Genomic DNA, 15,109 nt, shown 5'->3' on the forward strand with positions numbered 1-15,109 from the left:
CGGATGGACCTGATTTTGTGGCGACACGCCGAAGCCGAGGACCTGGACGAAACCGACGAGGGCGGCGGTGACGACCTGTCGCGCCGTCTGACGCCGAAGGGCGAGAAGCAGGCCGCGCGCATGGCGGCATGGCTCGACCGCCAGCTGCCGGAGGGCACCCGCATCTGGTCCAGCCCCGCCGTGCGCACGGAGCAGACGGTGCTGGCGCTCGGGCGGCGTTACCGCGTCCGGCATGAGCTGGCCCCCGACGGCACGCCGCAGGGGCTGCTGAACGTGGTGCAGTGGCCCGATGCGCGCCACCCGGCTCTGGTGGTGGGGCACCAGCCGACCCTGGGCCGCGTCGTGGCGGGGTTGCTGGGCATCGAAAGCGGCGAATGCTCGATCCGCAAGGGCGCGGTCTGGTGGCTGCGCCGCCGAGAACGCCACCAGGGCTGGCAAACCGTGCTGCTGTGCGTGCAGTCGCCGGAGCTGCTTTGAGGCGCTGAACCCGCGTCCTGCTCGGCAGGCGCGGTCAGCGCACCGGCTTGTTTAGCGCAGGTCCACCGTCAGACGCCACGCGGTCTTCGCCCAGGCGTCGGCTTCTTCTTGCAGCAGCCATGCGGACTGCGGGTACTGCCGGGCCCACCCGGGCACCGTGGTGAGCCGGAACTGCCGCGAGGCATACTGCAGCCGCAGTGCCGCGACGTCCGGATCTTTGCGCGCGTGGCACAGCAGCACCGCCAGGCGCAGACACAGCAGCTGCTTGATGAACAGCTCGTCGCCAAAGTGCGGCTCCAGCTTGCGCAGTTTTCCCCGTTGACCCAGCACCAGTAGGCTCATGCGGTGCAGCTCAGGCAGCGAAAACCCCGGCGCATCCACATGGTCCAGGATATACGCTCCGTGGCGGTGAGCGCTGGTGTGGGAGATATGCGCGCCAATTTCGTGCAGGCGCGCAGCCCACGCCAGCTTTTGCGAATAGCGGCCGTTGCGCGGGTCGGGGGTGGCCACTTGCTCGAACAGACCAGTGGCCACACGGCGCACACGCTCCGCCTGCGCCGCATCGATGGAAAACTTTTGCGCCAACCAGCGCACGGTCCGCTCGCGCACATCGGTCTGGTCCGACGCCCGGTCGATCAAATCGTACAAAGCGCCCTGGCGCAGCGCCCCTTGCGCGCGGTTGACCACGGTCCAGTCGAACAGTTCGAACAGCGCGAGCAACACGCTCAGGCCGCCGGCCAGCACCGGCCGACGATCATCCTTCAGACCGTCCAGACGCACCTCATCCACATGACCGGCTCGCACCAGCCGATCGGCCACCCAGTCGATCCCCTCGCGGGTGATCACACCTGGCGCAAAGCCGGCCAGTGCCAGAATCTCAGCCAGCGCCCCCGCCGTACCCGAAGAGGCGTAGACGGCATCCCAAGCGTCCGGCGTAAAAAGGTCCAACGCTTCGTCCACCACGGCCTTGGCTGCCACCACTGCTTTGCGCAGGGCTGCCTCGGTCACTCGCCCCCCGGGAAAATACCGCGTCGACCAGGCCACACTGCCCAGACTGTAGGACGCCATGCGCTGCGGGGTATAACCCTGGCCCAGGATCACCTCGGTCGATCGCCCTCCGATATCCACCACCAGGCGGCGTTCGTCCGACTGTGGCAACAGGTGCGATACACCTTGGTAGATCAGCCGTGCCTCTTCGTGGCCGGCGATGACGTCGATCGGAAAGCCCAGAATCGCCTGCGCTCGGCCCAGAAAATCATCGCGGTTGCGCGCTTCGCGCAGTGTTTGGGTGGCTACCGCGCGCACCTGGCGGCGCTCGAAAGTGCGCAGTTTTTCGGCAAAGCGCGCCAAACATTCCCAGCCGCGCTCCATCGCCACCAGGCTCAGCGTCTTGTTCGCATCCAAGCCCGCGCCGAGCCGTACCGTTTCCTTCAGGTACTCGACGCGTTCGATGTAGCCGGCCTGGTAGCGCCCGATTTCCAAGCGAAAGCTGTTCGAGCCGAGGTCCAGTGCGGCCAGCAGGGTTCCATCATGCATGCGAGGCGTCGATCTGTCGTGGGATACGGACAGCCAGCATACCAGAGCGGAGCAGCCAGACAGCACAGCCGGTCGGCGTTGCGACAAAATTGTCATGTCACGAAACTGTCACGACGGGCGCCTATGCTGCGCAGCGGTTTGTCGAACAAGGCAGCCGGACCCGTTCAACCTCTATTGAGAGAGTGTTTCCGATGAAACTCAAGAAACTCGTGGCGCTGATGGGCGTCATCACGCTGGGCTTCACGGCCCAACAAGCCATGGCTCAAGCCGCACAAGTCGATCCTGCACTGCCCAAGTACGAAAAAGCGGCGGGTGTCTCGGGTAACTTCACGAGCATTGGGTCGGACACGCTGAACAACCTCATGACACTGTGGGCCGAGGAGTTCAAGCGCCTGTACCCCAATGTCAACATCCAGATCCAGGGAGCGGGTTCCTCCACCGCGCCGCCGGCGCTGACTGAGGGGACTTCCAACTTTGGTCCGATGAGCCGTCTGATGTCGGCCAAAGAGGTGGAAGGCTTCGAAAAGAAGCATGGCTACAAGCCGCACCCGGTGCCGGTGGCCATCGACGCCTTGGCCGTCTATGTGCACAAAGACAACCCGATCAAGGGCATGAGCATCGAGGAAGTGGATGCGCTCTTCTCCAGCACACGCAAGTGCGGCTTTCCGAACGATATCTCCAAATGGGGTCAGGTGGGCCTGACAGGCGAATGGGTCAACCGCGACATGGCGCTGTACAGCCGCAATTCGGTTTCGGGCACCTACGGCTACTTCAAGGATGTGGCGCTGTGCAAGGGGGACTTCAAGCGCAACGTGGCTGAGCAGCCCGGCTCCGCTTCCGTGGTGCAGTCGGTGGCCACGCAACTCAATGCGATCGGCTATTCTGGCATCGGCTACAAGACCTCTGGCGTGCGCGCTATTCCGCTGTCGAAAAAGAAAGGGCAGCCGTTCGTTGAGGCGGATGCCGCTCACGCCATCGACGGAACCTATCCGCTGGCACGGGTCCTCTACATTTACGTGAACAAGAAACCCAATCAGCCTCTGCCGCCGCTGGAGCGCGAGTTCTTCAAAATGGTGCTGTCCCAGCAAGGCCAGATGGTGGTGGTCAAGGATGGCTTTGTTCCCATGCCTGCCGCGATGGCCAAAAAAGCCATCGACGACCTGAGCAAATAATCGGGAGCGCCCAGCCATGAATCCTCTGTACTGGATGGGCGCGGCTGCTGCAGCCGTCGTTTTGGCGGGCTGTGCGACGCAGTCCGCGCCCGCTCCGAAGGCTGAAGCCGCTAAACCCGCTGCAACCGGGGCATCTGCTGCCGCAGCCGCGCCGGCCGTCACTGCAGAAGCAAATGAATTCTATGTGGTGTTGCCTGAAGACGGCCGCTACTACGCGTTCGGTAGCTTTAAGCTGTATAAAGACTACCTGGCGCATGGCGAGGTGGCCTTGACGCGCACCCGCATCGGGGCAGGGCCAGACGGTCGCACTGTCGTGTTTGGCGTCACCGGCGAAGATATCAAATCGGGCAAACCCAGCTTGGCCGAACTGGTATTCGATGCCAAACTCGTGCCCTCGAAAGAATTTTATGGCGAAGTCTACAAAAACGGCCGCTATTATGTCTTTGGCCAACTAAAGGATTTGCTGGAGTTTGCCGCACACGGTGAAGTCCCATATTCCTTCACTGATATCGGGGCTGGTCCTAACGGGGCTACCATCGTGTGGGTAGTGGACAAACAAGGCTTTGCCAAGGGGCGTCCTGAAGCCCGCATGCAGCACTTCCAACGTTTGCGTAAGGGTGGTTGATCGCTGCCTGCGCATCGGGGCTGGCGAAGTCTGATGCTCGCCAGCCCCACTGATTTGATAATCAGCGACATTTGATCCTATTCGTTCCTTTTGCAGGTCCCAGAGAACTCGTCGTCGCAACGGACACGTCATGCGTTCAACCCAAGCTTCTGAACTCGATACCCGCAGCCTGGTTGCCGCCAGCGTCGATCGCGCCATGGGGCGTCGCCTGTGGATTGATCGTTCATTCAAACAACTCATGTCAGTGGGAGGCCTTGGCGTTATCGTTGCCGTGTCGGCCATCTTCTTTTATTTGGCCAGTGTCGTGGTGCCGCTATTTACGCCACCCACCGTGGACCACGCTACGCAATACGCCGCACCCGGCCCGAGCGGCCAGGTCGCCGCGTTGCAAGCCGACGAGCTGCTCGAAGAAGTGGTTCGGATACAAACCGATGGCGAAGTGGTCTACGCCAGTTTCTCGAAAGGAGAGCGGCAAGCCAGCCAACGCGTTGCACTGCCTGAAGGTGCGCAGGTGAGTGCAACGGCCGTCGGCGACCGCTCATCGCGCGCGCTGGCGTACGGCCTGAACGACGGCCGCGTGGTGGTAGCCCGTGTAGGTTTCAAGACCAGTTTTGACAGCGATGCCCGTCGGATCATCGAACCCGAGATCGAGTATCCTGCCGGTCAAGACCCGATCGTCCTGGACCCTCAAGGGCGTGCGATCATCCATCTGGCAATGCAGTCTGGAAGTGATGGTACGACACTGGCTGGCGCCACTGAAGACAATCGACTTCTGATCAGCGGAATTGCAGTAGAGCGCAACCCTATTACAGGGGCCGAGACGGTGGAGGCGCGAAGCGGTGAAGTCTTGCCTGCACCGTCCGATATCCGAGAAATCGCGGTCGAGTTCAAACAGCGCGAGATGTATGTGCTGGCTGGCGCGCGCGAGCTATGGCGATATGACATTACTGACAAAGCTGCCCCCGTGCTGCTGGAGAAAGTGGAACTGGTACCAGAGGGAGAGCGCGTTACAGCGATCACCATGCTGTCTGGAGGCTTTTCTCTGATCGTGGGTACGGATCGGGGACGAATCATCCAATGGTTTCCTGTTCGCGAGGAGGGGACGCGTTTTCGTTTAACCCAGATTCGCGAATTTGAACCCATGCCCTCGGCCATTGTAACCCTGGAGCCCGAATACCATCGCAAGGGCTTCATGGCGAGCGACACCCAAGGCAACCTGGGTAGTTATTTTGCAACGTCCAAGCGTCAACTCTTTGTGCGTGCGCTGTCCGACCAGCCCCTGGTTCGCCTCGCCTATCCTCCACGTGGCAATGCATATATTGCAGAAGATGCAGCCGGAAAAGTGTACGTTGCCCATGTGGAAAATGACTATCCAGAAGTTTCTTTCTATGCCATCTGGCAAAAAGTCTGGTATGAAAGCTATGAAGAGCCGTCCTATGTATGGCAATCTTCGGCAGCCAATGCGGATTTCGAGCCAAAATTTAGTTTGACCCCACTGACGTTTGGCACGCTCAAGGCCGCTTTTTACGCCATGATCGTGGCAGTCCCGCTGGCCTTGCTGGGGGCGATCTACACGGCGTATTTCATGTCCCCCCGGGTGCGCGGATTCGTCAAGCCGACGATCGAGGTGATGGAGGCTTTGCCGACTGTGATTCTGGGTTTTCTTGCCGGTTTGTGGCTGGCGCCATTCGTTGAGAACAACCTGGCGGGTGTTCTCTTGATCATCCTGACCTTCCCGTTGGCATTCTTTATCGCGGCGTGGCTGTTTCATCTGTTACCAGATAGTCTGCGGCTGCGTGTGCCTCCGGGCTGGGAAGCTGCCTTGCTGATTCCCGTGCTGTTGTTGCAGATCTGGGCCTGTTTGGCGATTGGCCACCCTATAGAGGCAGCGCTCTTTGGGGGGGATATGCCCAACTGGCTCAGTAATGTTGCAGGCATCAAATTTGAGCAACGCAACTCCCTGGTCGTGGGTATTGCGATGGGATTCGCTGTTACGCCCGCCATATTCTCGATCGCAGAGGATGCGGTATTTTCTGTTCCAAAACATTTGACAACAGGGTCACTGGCACTGGGCGCCACGCCTTGGCAAACGCTTACACGTGTGGTTTTGTTGACAGCCAGTCCTGGTATTTTTTCTGCTGTCATGATCGGTCTGGGTCGCGCCGTAGGTGAAACGATGATCGTGCTGATGGCGACAGGCAATACCGCCGTGATGGATTTCAGCATATTTACAGGCTTTCGAACGCTGTCTGCAAACATTGGTGTCGAGATGCCAGAGGCTGGGGTTGGCGAGACACATTACCGTCTATTGTTCTTGTCTGCACTGGTGTTGTTTGGCTTTACTTTTGTGGTCAACACACTGGCAGAATTGGTGCGGCAACGACTGCGCCAGCGCTATCAAACGATTTGACGACGACTGAGAGAACAGGATGTCAACCATGAAAGATTGGCTCAAATCGGGCTCACCCTGGATCTGGATGACCGCAGGTGCGGTGGCCTTGTCGGTGCTGTCAGTAGTTTTTGTGCTGTGGATGACGGCAGCCAAAGGATTGACCCATTTTTGGCCCAAAGCGGTGCTGGAGACGACATACCGGGATGGGGACCAAACAGTGCGCGTCATCGGTGAGCTGCGCGAGCGCGAAGAGGTAGCAGTGCGCCGTCTGCTGGAAGCCGGGTTCAAGATCGAGACCACTCAGCCTTTTGTCGATCGGGTATTGATCAAGCTGGGCAACCGGGACTTGACTGGGCAAGACTTTCGTTGGTTTCCGCTACCTCTACTGGGCGAGTTGACTTACCCGCCAGACATTCTCACGGTCGAGCGGCATGAATGGGGTAATTTTTACGGTCATCTGAAGGCCGTCAAAGAAGCCGATCGTATCGTCGTCGAAGGACGTGAAGCCTGGCCTGAACTGAAGGCTCGCGTGGAACGCGCACAGAAATTGTTCCGTGAGATCCTACGGATCGAGAAATATGATATCGGTGATGTCAACTATCGCATCGAACAGCTCCGGTTGCGTGAGCGCAAGGCACAACTACAAGGTCGTCTTGACGAAGCGTACAAGGCCGAACTGACGAAGCAACGTGCAGCGTTGGACGCCGAGTTTGCCCATCTTCAAGAGCGATTACAAAAGCTGCGTGAAGAGATTGGTCGCGACACGTTGGTCGCCGAAGTGGCGGATGGGCGGCAAGCAGAAATCAAATTGGCGCTGGTGGCAGACGTCTACCAAGCCAATGCCATGAGTCTGGCGCAAAAAATTACCCATTACATCAGAAAATTTTGGGAGTTCCTTACTGACGATCCGCGCGAGGCGAATACAGAAGGTGGTATTTTTCCCGCCATCTTTGGTACCGTTGCCATGGTGTTGGTGATGTCAATCATCGTCACACCATTTGGCATCATGGCAGCGGTTTATATGCGGGAGTATGCCAAGCAAGGTCCGTTGATTCGCATCATTCGAATCTCCGTTAACAATCTGGCGGGCGTGCCGTCGATCGTTTATGGCGTCTTTGGTTTGGGCTTTTTCGTTTATTTGTTGGGTGGCAGCATTGATCGTCTTTTTTATCCCGAAGCATTGCCTGCCCCCACCTTTGGGACGCCCGGTTTGCTGTGGGCCTCGCTAACATTAGCGATACTGACCTTGCCGGTGGTCATCGTTGCCACCGAGGAAGGTCTCGCTCGCGTGCCGCGATCGGTGCGGGAGGGTAGCCTTGCGCTGGGCGCCACCAAAGCCGAAACTTTGATTCGCACCGTGCTGCCGATGGCCAGCCCTGCGATGATGACCGGCCTGATTTTGGCTGTGGCGCGCGCTGCAGGTGAAGTAGCACCCCTGATGTTGGTGGGTGTGGTCAAGTTGGCCCCGTCTTTGCCCATCGATGGTTATGTGCCCTTCATTCACCTAGACCGCAAATTCATGCATCTGGGGTTTCATATTTATGATGTTGGATTCCAGAGCCCCAATGTCGAGGCGGCACGTCCGCTGGTTTATGCTACGGCCTTGTTGCTGGTTCTTCTGATCATGGTGCTGAATTTGGCGGCTATCAAGTTGCGCAACCACCTGCGGGAGAAATATCGCGGGCTGGAAAACGTTTGATTCTCATACCCCGAGGTCGTGTACCGCACAACGCAGCACTGCGCATTCAAGTCGAGCATAATTATGACCGAGCAAGTCAACAAAACCACTTTCGTCCAAACCCATGCGACCTTCCATGAGGCCCCGCCGCTGGAGTCTCTGCCCAAGGCGCTGGAGGTGAAAAACCTCAACCTCTGGTATGGCGACAAACACGCTCTGCACGGCATCCATATGGGCATCCCAAAGGGGAAGGTGGTCGCCTTCATTGGGCCCAGCGGCTGCGGCAAGTCGACGCTGTTGCGTTGCTTCAATCGCATGAACGATCTGGTCGACAATTGTCGTATAGAAGGCGAAATCCTGCATGAGGGTGTCAACATCTATGACCTCAGCGTCAACGTCGCGCAGTTGCGCCGCCGCATCGGCATGGTGTTCCAAAAACCCAACCCCTTTCCGAAATCCATCTACGAAAACGTCGCCTATGGGCTGCGCTTGCTGGGCGTCAAAAACAAGGCCTATATTGATGAGGCGGTAGAAAAATCGCTGCGCGGCGCGGCGCTGTGGGACGAGGTCAAGGACCGGCTCGACACCAACGGTTTGAGTCTATCGGGCGGGCAACAGCAGCGCTTGGTGATCGCACGCGCCATTGCGCTGGAGCCCGATGTGCTGCTACTGGACGAACCGTGCTCGGCGCTGGATCCGATCTCGACCGCCAAGATCGAGGAGTTGCTCATTGAGCTCAAGGAGCGCTTCACGATCGTGATCGTCACACACAATATGCAGCAGGCTGCGCGCGTGTCGGATTACACCGCTTATATGTACCTCGGTGACCTGATCGAATACGACGCCACCGACATGATCTTCACTCGGCCCAAGCGCCAGGAAACCGAGGACTACATCACCGGTCGCTTCGGTTAATGGTCACTTTCTGAGGAGTACCCCATGGATAAGCATATCTCCAGCCAGTTCGACGCTGAGCTCAATTCCATCTCCACACGGGTGCTGGAGATGGGCGGCATCGTCGAGCGCCAGATTCAGTGGGCGGTGCAGGCCCTGGTCGAAGAGGACGGCGCGCTGGCCAAGCGGGTGCTCGACGCCGAGCGCGAGATCAACGAGCTCGAGCTCAGCATCGACGCAGACCTGTCGACCACCATCGCGCGGCGCCAGCCCACCGCACGCGACCTGCGTTTCCTGATTGGCATCTCCAAGACCGTCAGCAATCTGGAACGCGCTGGTGACGAGGCCGCGCGCATCGCGCGCATGGTTGCATCGATCGCCGAAAGCGGCTATGGCCGGCGCCTGCCGGTGTCCGAGCTGCGCCTGGCCAGTGAGTTGGCTGCCACCATGCTGCGTCGGGCACTGGATGCGCTGGCGCGGCTGGATGTGGAGGAGGCTGTGGCCATCATGCGCGAAGACGACCGCATCGACGTCGAGTTCAATGGCTTTGTGCGCAAGTTGGTCACCTTCATGATGGAAGACCCCCGCACAATCTCGCCGAGCTTGGACTTGCTGTTCGTCGCCAAGGCCATCGAGCGCATTGGCGACCACGCCAAAAATATCGGCGAGATCATCATTTACATCGTCAAGGGTCTGGACGTGCGCCACGCCCCCATCGAGCAGGTAGAGTCGGTGGTGCGATGAGAAAGTTGCCTCGTGTGCTGGTGGTCGAGGATGAACCTTCGATTGCCGAGCTGATTGCGGTGAATTTGCGGCACAATGGGTTTTCACCCATCGTCGTGTTCGACGCCGATGCCGCACAACGCGAGATCGACGCCGTACTGCCCGACGTCATTTTGCTGGACTGGATGCTGCCCGGCCTGAGTGGTGTACAACTGGCCCGGCAGTGGCGCGCTCACGAGCGCTCCAAAGCCGTGCCAATCATCATGCTGACCGCCCGCTCCGAGGAGTCGGACAAGGTGCAGGGCTTGGATGCCGGCGCGGACGACTACATCACCAAGCCGTTTTCCACGCAAGAGCTGCTGGCGCGCATTCGCGCGGTGTTGCGCCGTCGCGCGCCGGAAGCAGTCAATGATACGGTGCAGGCGGGCGCACTGATGTTGGATGCGGCTGCCCATCGGGTGTCCTTCGAGGGGCGTGAACTCAAAATCGGGCCCACCGAATTTCGCCTGTTGCATTTTTTGATGAAGCATCCGGAGCGGGTCCACACACGGGCTGCACTACTCGATCGCATCTGGGGCGATCATGTGTTCATCGAAGAGCGCACGGTGGATGTGCACATCAAGCGCTTGCGCGAGGCACTGGGCTCAGCGGGCGCACTGATCGAGACGGTGCGCGGCGCGGGCTACCGCTTTTCGCCGCGCGGGCTGGAATCGATTGCCGATGCCCGTTCGGCTTGACGCCGTCGCGCCATCGTGACGCGCCCGGTTTGCGGGGACCTGGCTTTCGCTATGATGGCGCGGCGATGATGAGGCGTTCCTTCGAACTGCTCGGCCTGGTGGCAGGTGGGGGCGGGTTGACTCTGTTGTGGTCCAACGGTTCGGTCTGGGGGGTGCTCGGTGCTCTCGCGGGGGCCGTGGTGTGGCTGTCGCTGGACAATTGGCGGGCGCGCTGCGTGCTGGCCTGGCTGCGTGAGCCTTCTACCTCGCGCCTGCCAGCCGTTGGCTCCGTGTGGGGGGACGTCGTTGATCGCTGCCGGCGCGCTTTGAAGGCTCTCAACCGCAAGGCGCGCAAGAGCAATGCGCGGCTGCAAGAGCTGCTGGCAGCCATTCAGGCCTCACCCAACGGGGTCGTCTTGCTGGGCAAAGAGGGTACCATCGAATGGTGCAATCTGATGGCGGGTGAGCACCTGGGGTTCGACGCCAAACGCGATCTGGGGCAACGTATCCGCAATTTGGTGCGCGATCCCGCCTTTATCGCCTACCTCAATCAGCGCGACTTCAGCCAGCCGGTGGAGATCGATGGCCGCAACGCCCGGCCCGGCCATCCACAGCGCATTGCGATCCAGATTTTTCCATATGCGAAGGGGCGCCGCCTGTTGCTCACGCGCGACGTCACCACGATCGAACTGGCCGAGGCCATGCGACGCGATTTCGTGGCCAATGTCTCGCACGAAATCCGCAGCCCGCTGACGGTGATCGCTGGCTTTATTGAAACCCTGCAAACCTTGCCGTTGCAAGAGGCCGAGCGCGCGCATTTTCTGGAACTGATGCGGCAGCAGGCACAGCGCATGCAAACGCTGGTGAACGACTTGCTGACCCTGTCGCGGCTCGAGGGCAGCCCAATTCCGGACGATTCGCAATGGATTCCGACCACCGATTTGCTGACCGATGTGGCCACCCAGGCCCAAGCGTTGGCCGATGTGCTGCACACCGGTCAACAAACCCTCGTATTTCAGCCCGGCCCGGCGCTGGAGGTGGCTGGCGCGCACGGCGAGCTTCTCAGTGCCATGGGCAACCTGTTGACCAACGCGGTGCGCTATACGCCGACCCAGGGTCATATCGAGGCGGGCTGGCGACGGCTGGCTGACGACGCGGCCGAGTTCTACGTCACCGATACCGGCCCGGGCATCGCGCCAGAGCATCTGCCCCGGTTGACCGAGCGTTTTTATCGCGTTGACCGCAGCCGATCACGCGACAGTGGGGGAACTGGGCTGGGTTTGGCGATCGTCAAGCATGTGGCCCAGCGGCACGGCGGCCAATTGCTGATCGACAGCAGGGTAGGGGTCGGTTCGACGTTTCGATTGCGTCTTCCGCCTGCGCGGGTGCGGATGCGCAAGCAGGCTTGAGCCTCAGCGCCGCTCAAAGACCAACCACTTCTCGCGGTTTTCGCGCAGGCGCGGGACTTCGGTGCGCAGTTGCCAGCTAGACAGATCTTCGCTGCGGGCCAGAGCCGGAAAGTCTACGGGCGAGGCCACCAGCCAGCGGCAGCGGGGCGCGTCCGCCTGCCCAATGCGCCGCACCGTCAAGCCGCCGTGGTGCTGCAGCCCGGCGATCCGCGCGGCATCCAGGCCGTGCACCAGCACACAATCGCCGGGCGCCACCAGCGCAGCAATTCGCTGTGATACGGGAGCTTGCCCCAGGCCGTAGTTGAGCAGTGGCAACCACAGGGTCATGAGCAGTATCCAGTTCAGGGTCAGGCCCGATGCCGACAGCACCAGCCCCTTCCACAGGGCAGGTGCATAGCGCCCCAGGCGCCACACCACCAAGCCGACCCAGGCCACTGTAGCGACCAAGGCCGGCAGCAGCAGCCACCCGTCGAGCACGGGCTCGAAACCCGGGACTGCACGCGCAATGTTGGCGGCGGGTTTGGGCGGTACCCCTGTTTGCATTGCGACCCAGATCAGCCAGACCAGGACCGCCGCCCCGGTAAAAAACAGCACCGCAAACCAGTCGATCAGCGCGCTGACGCTGCGCTGCAGGGTCGGCAGGGCAAACGCCGCCAGCGACGCCAGCGGTGGCAGCGCCAACAGTAGGGTGCGATCGTCGCCACCGTCCAGAAAGGTCATGCCCAGCACCAGCGCCACCACCGTCGCGGGCCAGCCGATATGCGGCGCGCGCCAGCGGCCACGCCAACGCCACAGCGTCCAGAGCGCGAAGGCCGCTGCTGGCCACAGAAACCACGCGAGCAGCCGCCCCAGCCCCTGCCATGCCGCAAGTGTGGACCAGCCCCCCCAACGCAGAGAGACAAGCTCGGCGGTTTGACCAGCCGCTGCGGCGAGCGCAAACGCCACGCCAGTCGCGCACAGGCTGCCCAAGGCCGCGATCCCCCAGACCCTGGGGGGACGCCCGCAGCGCCGCCACCACCACACGCCCGCCGCCGAGACCGCCAGCATAGGCACGGGGCCGCCCGACAACGCCCATCCCCAAGCGCCCGTCCACCACAGTGCCAGATTGGGCCAGACGGCGGGGCGCGCGGTGTCGGACGGGGAGCGCAGACCCAGCGCCACCGCATAAAAGAGCAGCGTCGCAAACCCCAGTTGCGCCGCCGTCGGGGTCGCCTCGTGCGACAACATTGCCAAGCCCAGCGTGGCCACCAGAGCGAGCAGGGCACCGTCCGCCAGGGCGCGCGCGTAGTCCACTGGGCGAGCTTCGCCGCCAAAGGCCAGACTCAGCGGTTGCGCAGCAGGCTCGCGCGCCAAGTGATAGGTGGCATACCACGTGGCCGCCAGCGTCAGGCCCAACAGTCCCGCGAAGGGCACGCGGACGGCCAGCTCGGCTGGCAGGGGGAGGGTGCCCAGGGCCAACGCGCCCAGCCAGTAGGGCAGCCATGCGAGCGTCTCCGCGGGTTGGCCAAGCACCTGCGGCGTCCACCACGGCCCGCCGTGGTGCATATCGAGCATCACGGCAAAGGCAGCCAGATCCTCTGTGCGCCACGGATCACGCCCCAGGATGCCGGGCAAGACATAGGCGGCGATCAGCAGCCACGGCACCCAGCGGGGTAGACGACGGGCGGCCTTGGCGGTGACTAGGGCGGGATGCGGACGCAGCACGGGGCAAGGCGGCGACCGGCGACCCCGAAGGCTTACTTGCCGACGCGCGCGTAGCGGTTACGGAACTTCTCGACGCGCCCACCCATAGTGTCCACGCTTTTTTGCGTGCCCGTGTAGAAGGGGTGCGACTCGCTGGACGTTTCCAGCTTGAACAGTGGCAGCTCCCGGCCATCGTCGAGCTGGATGGTCTCTTTGGTCGGCGCGCACGAGCGAATGACGAACTGACTGCCGTTGGATAGGTCGACGAAGCAGACGTCGCGGTAGTTCGGGTGGATGCCTTCTTTCATGATCGCTTCCTGCTGCAGTAGCCACGACCGGCCCATCCGGTGCACTTGCTGCAAAGCCTTGTATTATATGGCGAACGGCCGGTAACCTTCAACCGCCACGGCGCATCAGTTCGAAGAACTCCTGGTTGTTCTTCGTCTGCTTCATGCTCTTGAGCACCATCTCCATCGCCTCGATCTCGTCCATGTTGTAGAAGAACTGGCGCAGGATGCGGGTCTTTTGTAGGATCTCCGGCGGCAGCAGCAGTTCTTCTCGCCGCGTGCCGCTGCGGCTGAGCTGGATCGACGGGAAGACGCGCTTTTCGTACAGCCGGCGGTCCAGGTGCAGCTCGCTGTTGCCGGTGCCCTTGAACTCTTCAAAAATCACTTCGTCCATGCGGCTGCCGGTGTCCACCAGCGCGGTGGCGATGATGGTGAGGCTGCCGCCTTCTTCGACGTTACGCGCGGCCCCGAAGAAACGCTTGGGTCGCTGCAGCGCGTTGGCGTCCACGCCGCCGGTCAGCACCTTGCCGCTGGAGGGCAGCACGTTGTTGTAGGCGCGCGCCAGACGCGTGATCGAATCCAGCAGGATCACCACGTCCTTTTTCAGCTCCACCAGCCGCTTGGCGCGCTCGATCACCATTTCGGCCACGTGCACATGGCGCGCTGCGGGCTCATCGAAGGTGGAGGCGATGACCTCGCCGCGCACGGTGCGCTGCATCTCGGTCACTTCTTCGGGGCGCTCGTCCACCAGCAGCACCATCAGCGTCACTTCGGGGTAGTTGGCGGTGATGGCGTGCGCCATGTGCTGCATCATGACGGTCTTGCCGCTCTTGGGCGGCGCGACGATCAGCGCGCGCTGGCCCTTGCCGATCGGCGCGATGATGTCGATGATGCGGCCGGTGATATTTTCCTCGCTCTTGAGCCCCTCACGCTCCAGCTTCATCTGTTCCTTGGGGAACAGCGGCGTGAGGTTCTCGAACATGATCTTGTGCTTGTTCTGCTCCGGCGGCAGTCCGTTGATCTTGTCGAGCTTGTTGAGGGCGAAGTAGCGCTCGCCATCTTTGGGGATGCGCACATCGCCCTCGATCATGTCGCCCGTGTGCAGGTTGAAGCGGCGGATCTGGCTGGGCGAGATGTAGATGTCGTCGGTGCTGGCGGTGTAGCTGGCACTCGGATCGCGCAGGAAGCCGAAACCGTCCGGCAGCACCTCCAGCACACCGTCGGCAAACACCTGCTCGCCGGCTTTGGCGCGCCGCTTGATGATGGCAAACATCAGTTCCTGTTTGCGCATGCGGCCCGTGTTCTCGATCTCGAGCGCCTCGGCCATTTTGAGCAGCTCCGAGACGTGCAGGGCCTTGAGTTCGTTCAGGTGCATGGGGATCAACTCCGGGAGGGGAGTGCGTTGTCGGCGAGCCGCCGCGGGGGCGGGCGCCTAGGCAAAAAAGAATCACGAGGAGCCGACGGTGTCGGCATCTGGATGGGTTGCTGTGGCGGGTCGATCTCACGACCGCAGCGCG

General features: G+C 61.4%; 13 protein-coding genes. 9 read left to right on the forward strand and 4 right to left on the reverse strand.

Annotated features, from left to right (window positions below; genetic code table 11):
* Window positions 1-3 precede the first annotated feature (3 nt).
* Entirely contained in the window at window positions 4-477 is a 474-nt protein-coding gene (locus ACK4TH_RS05300; RefSeq protein ID WP_068609522.1) for a SixA phosphatase family protein, read from the forward strand.
* Between the two features lie 51 nt (window positions 478-528).
* Here the strand turns inward: ACK4TH_RS05300 and ACK4TH_RS05305 are convergent, their stop codons facing one another.
* Window positions 529-2,013, reverse strand: a complete 1,485-nt coding sequence (locus ACK4TH_RS05305; RefSeq protein WP_409623595.1) for an exopolyphosphatase — start codon at window positions 2,011-2,013, stop codon at window positions 529-531.
* Between the two features lie 191 nt (window positions 2,014-2,204).
* On the opposite strand from ACK4TH_RS05305, the gene ACK4TH_RS05310 reads away from it, so the two are divergent.
* The 8 genes from ACK4TH_RS05310 to phoR all read left to right on the forward strand — a co-directional run bounded on the left by ACK4TH_RS05310 (window position 2,205) and on the right by phoR (window position 11,622).
* A complete protein-coding gene (locus ACK4TH_RS05310; protein ID WP_409623597.1) occupies window positions 2,205-3,185 on the forward strand; it encodes a PstS family phosphate ABC transporter substrate-binding protein in 981 nt (326 codons plus the stop codon).
* Between the two features lie 16 nt (window positions 3,186-3,201).
* Entirely contained in the window at window positions 3,202-3,810 is a 609-nt protein-coding gene (locus tag ACK4TH_RS05315; protein ID WP_409623599.1) for a hypothetical protein, read from the forward strand.
* 130 nt (window positions 3,811-3,940) lie between these two features.
* Window positions 3,941-6,220 carry an ABC transporter permease subunit gene (locus tag ACK4TH_RS05320; RefSeq protein ID WP_409623601.1) on the forward strand — a complete coding sequence of 760 codons (2,280 nt, stop codon included), beginning with the start codon at window positions 3,941-3,943 and terminating at the stop codon, window positions 6,218-6,220.
* Between the two features lie 28 nt (window positions 6,221-6,248).
* Complete coding sequence (gene pstA, locus ACK4TH_RS05325; RefSeq protein ID WP_409623603.1) at window positions 6,249-7,901, forward strand: phosphate ABC transporter permease PstA; 1,653 nt, start codon at window positions 6,249-6,251, stop codon at window positions 7,899-7,901.
* Window positions 7,902-7,964: 63 nt separating this feature from the next.
* A complete protein-coding gene (gene pstB / locus ACK4TH_RS05330) occupies window positions 7,965-8,795 on the forward strand; it encodes a phosphate ABC transporter ATP-binding protein PstB (protein ID WP_409623604.1) in 831 nt (276 codons plus the stop codon).
* Between the two features lie 24 nt (window positions 8,796-8,819).
* Window positions 8,820-9,518 (forward strand): phosphate signaling complex protein PhoU, encoded by a 699-nt coding sequence (phoU, locus tag ACK4TH_RS05335; protein ID WP_409623606.1) that lies wholly within the window; start codon window positions 8,820-8,822, stop codon window positions 9,516-9,518.
* The gene (phoB, locus tag ACK4TH_RS05340; protein WP_409623608.1) at window positions 9,515-10,234 is read left to right on the forward strand and encodes a phosphate regulon transcriptional regulator PhoB; all 720 of its coding nucleotides are present in this window, start codon (window positions 9,515-9,517) and stop codon (window positions 10,232-10,234) included. The genes phoU and phoB overlap by 4 nt, the downstream gene beginning before the upstream one ends.
* Entirely contained in the window at window positions 10,231-11,622 is a 1,392-nt protein-coding gene (gene phoR, locus ACK4TH_RS05345) for a phosphate regulon sensor histidine kinase PhoR (RefSeq protein ID WP_409623610.1), read from the forward strand. The genes phoB and phoR overlap by 4 nt, the downstream gene beginning before the upstream one ends.
* A gap of 3 nt (window positions 11,623-11,625) precedes the next feature.
* On the opposite strand, the gene ACK4TH_RS05350 is transcribed toward phoR, so the two are convergent.
* From ACK4TH_RS05350 to rho, 3 genes are all read right to left on the reverse strand, one after another.
* A complete protein-coding gene (locus ACK4TH_RS05350; protein ID WP_409623612.1) occupies window positions 11,626-13,326 on the reverse strand; it encodes a hypothetical protein in 1,701 nt (566 codons plus the stop codon).
* 32 nt (window positions 13,327-13,358) lie between these two features.
* Window positions 13,359-13,613 (reverse strand): type B 50S ribosomal protein L31, encoded by a 255-nt coding sequence (locus ACK4TH_RS05355; protein WP_409623615.1) that lies wholly within the window; start codon window positions 13,611-13,613, stop codon window positions 13,359-13,361.
* An 88-nt stretch (window positions 13,614-13,701) separates the two neighbouring features.
* Window positions 13,702-14,967 (reverse strand): transcription termination factor Rho, encoded by a 1,266-nt coding sequence (gene rho / locus ACK4TH_RS05360; RefSeq protein ID WP_068609535.1) that lies wholly within the window; start codon window positions 14,965-14,967, stop codon window positions 13,702-13,704.
* Window positions 14,968-15,109: the final 142 nt, after the last annotated feature.

It is taken from the genome of Tepidimonas sp. (assembly GCF_046292505.1).
In the GTDB taxonomy this organism is placed as follows: Bacteria; Pseudomonadota; Gammaproteobacteria; order Burkholderiales; family Burkholderiaceae_C; genus Tepidimonas.

What these genes read in the sequence shown, in the direction of transcription:
- ACK4TH_RS05300 (WP_068609522.1), top strand. Translation starts at nt 4, where the DNA reads ATGGACCTGATTTTGTGGCGACACGCCGAAGCCGAGGACCTGGACGAA.
- ACK4TH_RS05305 (WP_409623595.1), bottom strand. Translation starts at nt 2,013, where the DNA reads ATGCATGATGGAACCCTGCTGGCCGCACTGGACCTCGGCTCGAACAGC.
- ACK4TH_RS05310 (WP_409623597.1), top strand. Translation starts at nt 2,205, where the DNA reads ATGAAACTCAAGAAACTCGTGGCGCTGATGGGCGTCATCACGCTGGGC.
- ACK4TH_RS05315 (WP_409623599.1), top strand. Translation starts at nt 3,202, where the DNA reads ATGAATCCTCTGTACTGGATGGGCGCGGCTGCTGCAGCCGTCGTTTTG.
- ACK4TH_RS05320 (WP_409623601.1), top strand. Translation starts at nt 3,941, where the DNA reads ATGCGTTCAACCCAAGCTTCTGAACTCGATACCCGCAGCCTGGTTGCC.
- pstA (WP_409623603.1), top strand. Translation starts at nt 6,249, where the DNA reads ATGAAAGATTGGCTCAAATCGGGCTCACCCTGGATCTGGATGACCGCA.
- pstB (WP_409623604.1), top strand. Translation starts at nt 7,965, where the DNA reads ATGACCGAGCAAGTCAACAAAACCACTTTCGTCCAAACCCATGCGACC.
- phoU (WP_409623606.1), top strand. Translation starts at nt 8,820, where the DNA reads ATGGATAAGCATATCTCCAGCCAGTTCGACGCTGAGCTCAATTCCATC.
- phoB (WP_409623608.1), top strand. Translation starts at nt 9,515, where the DNA reads ATGAGAAAGTTGCCTCGTGTGCTGGTGGTCGAGGATGAACCTTCGATT.
- ACK4TH_RS05355 (WP_409623615.1), bottom strand. Translation starts at nt 13,613, where the DNA reads ATGAAAGAAGGCATCCACCCGAACTACCGCGACGTCTGCTTCGTCGAC.
- rho (WP_068609535.1), bottom strand. Translation starts at nt 14,967, where the DNA reads ATGCACCTGAACGAACTCAAGGCCCTGCACGTCTCGGAGCTGCTCAAA.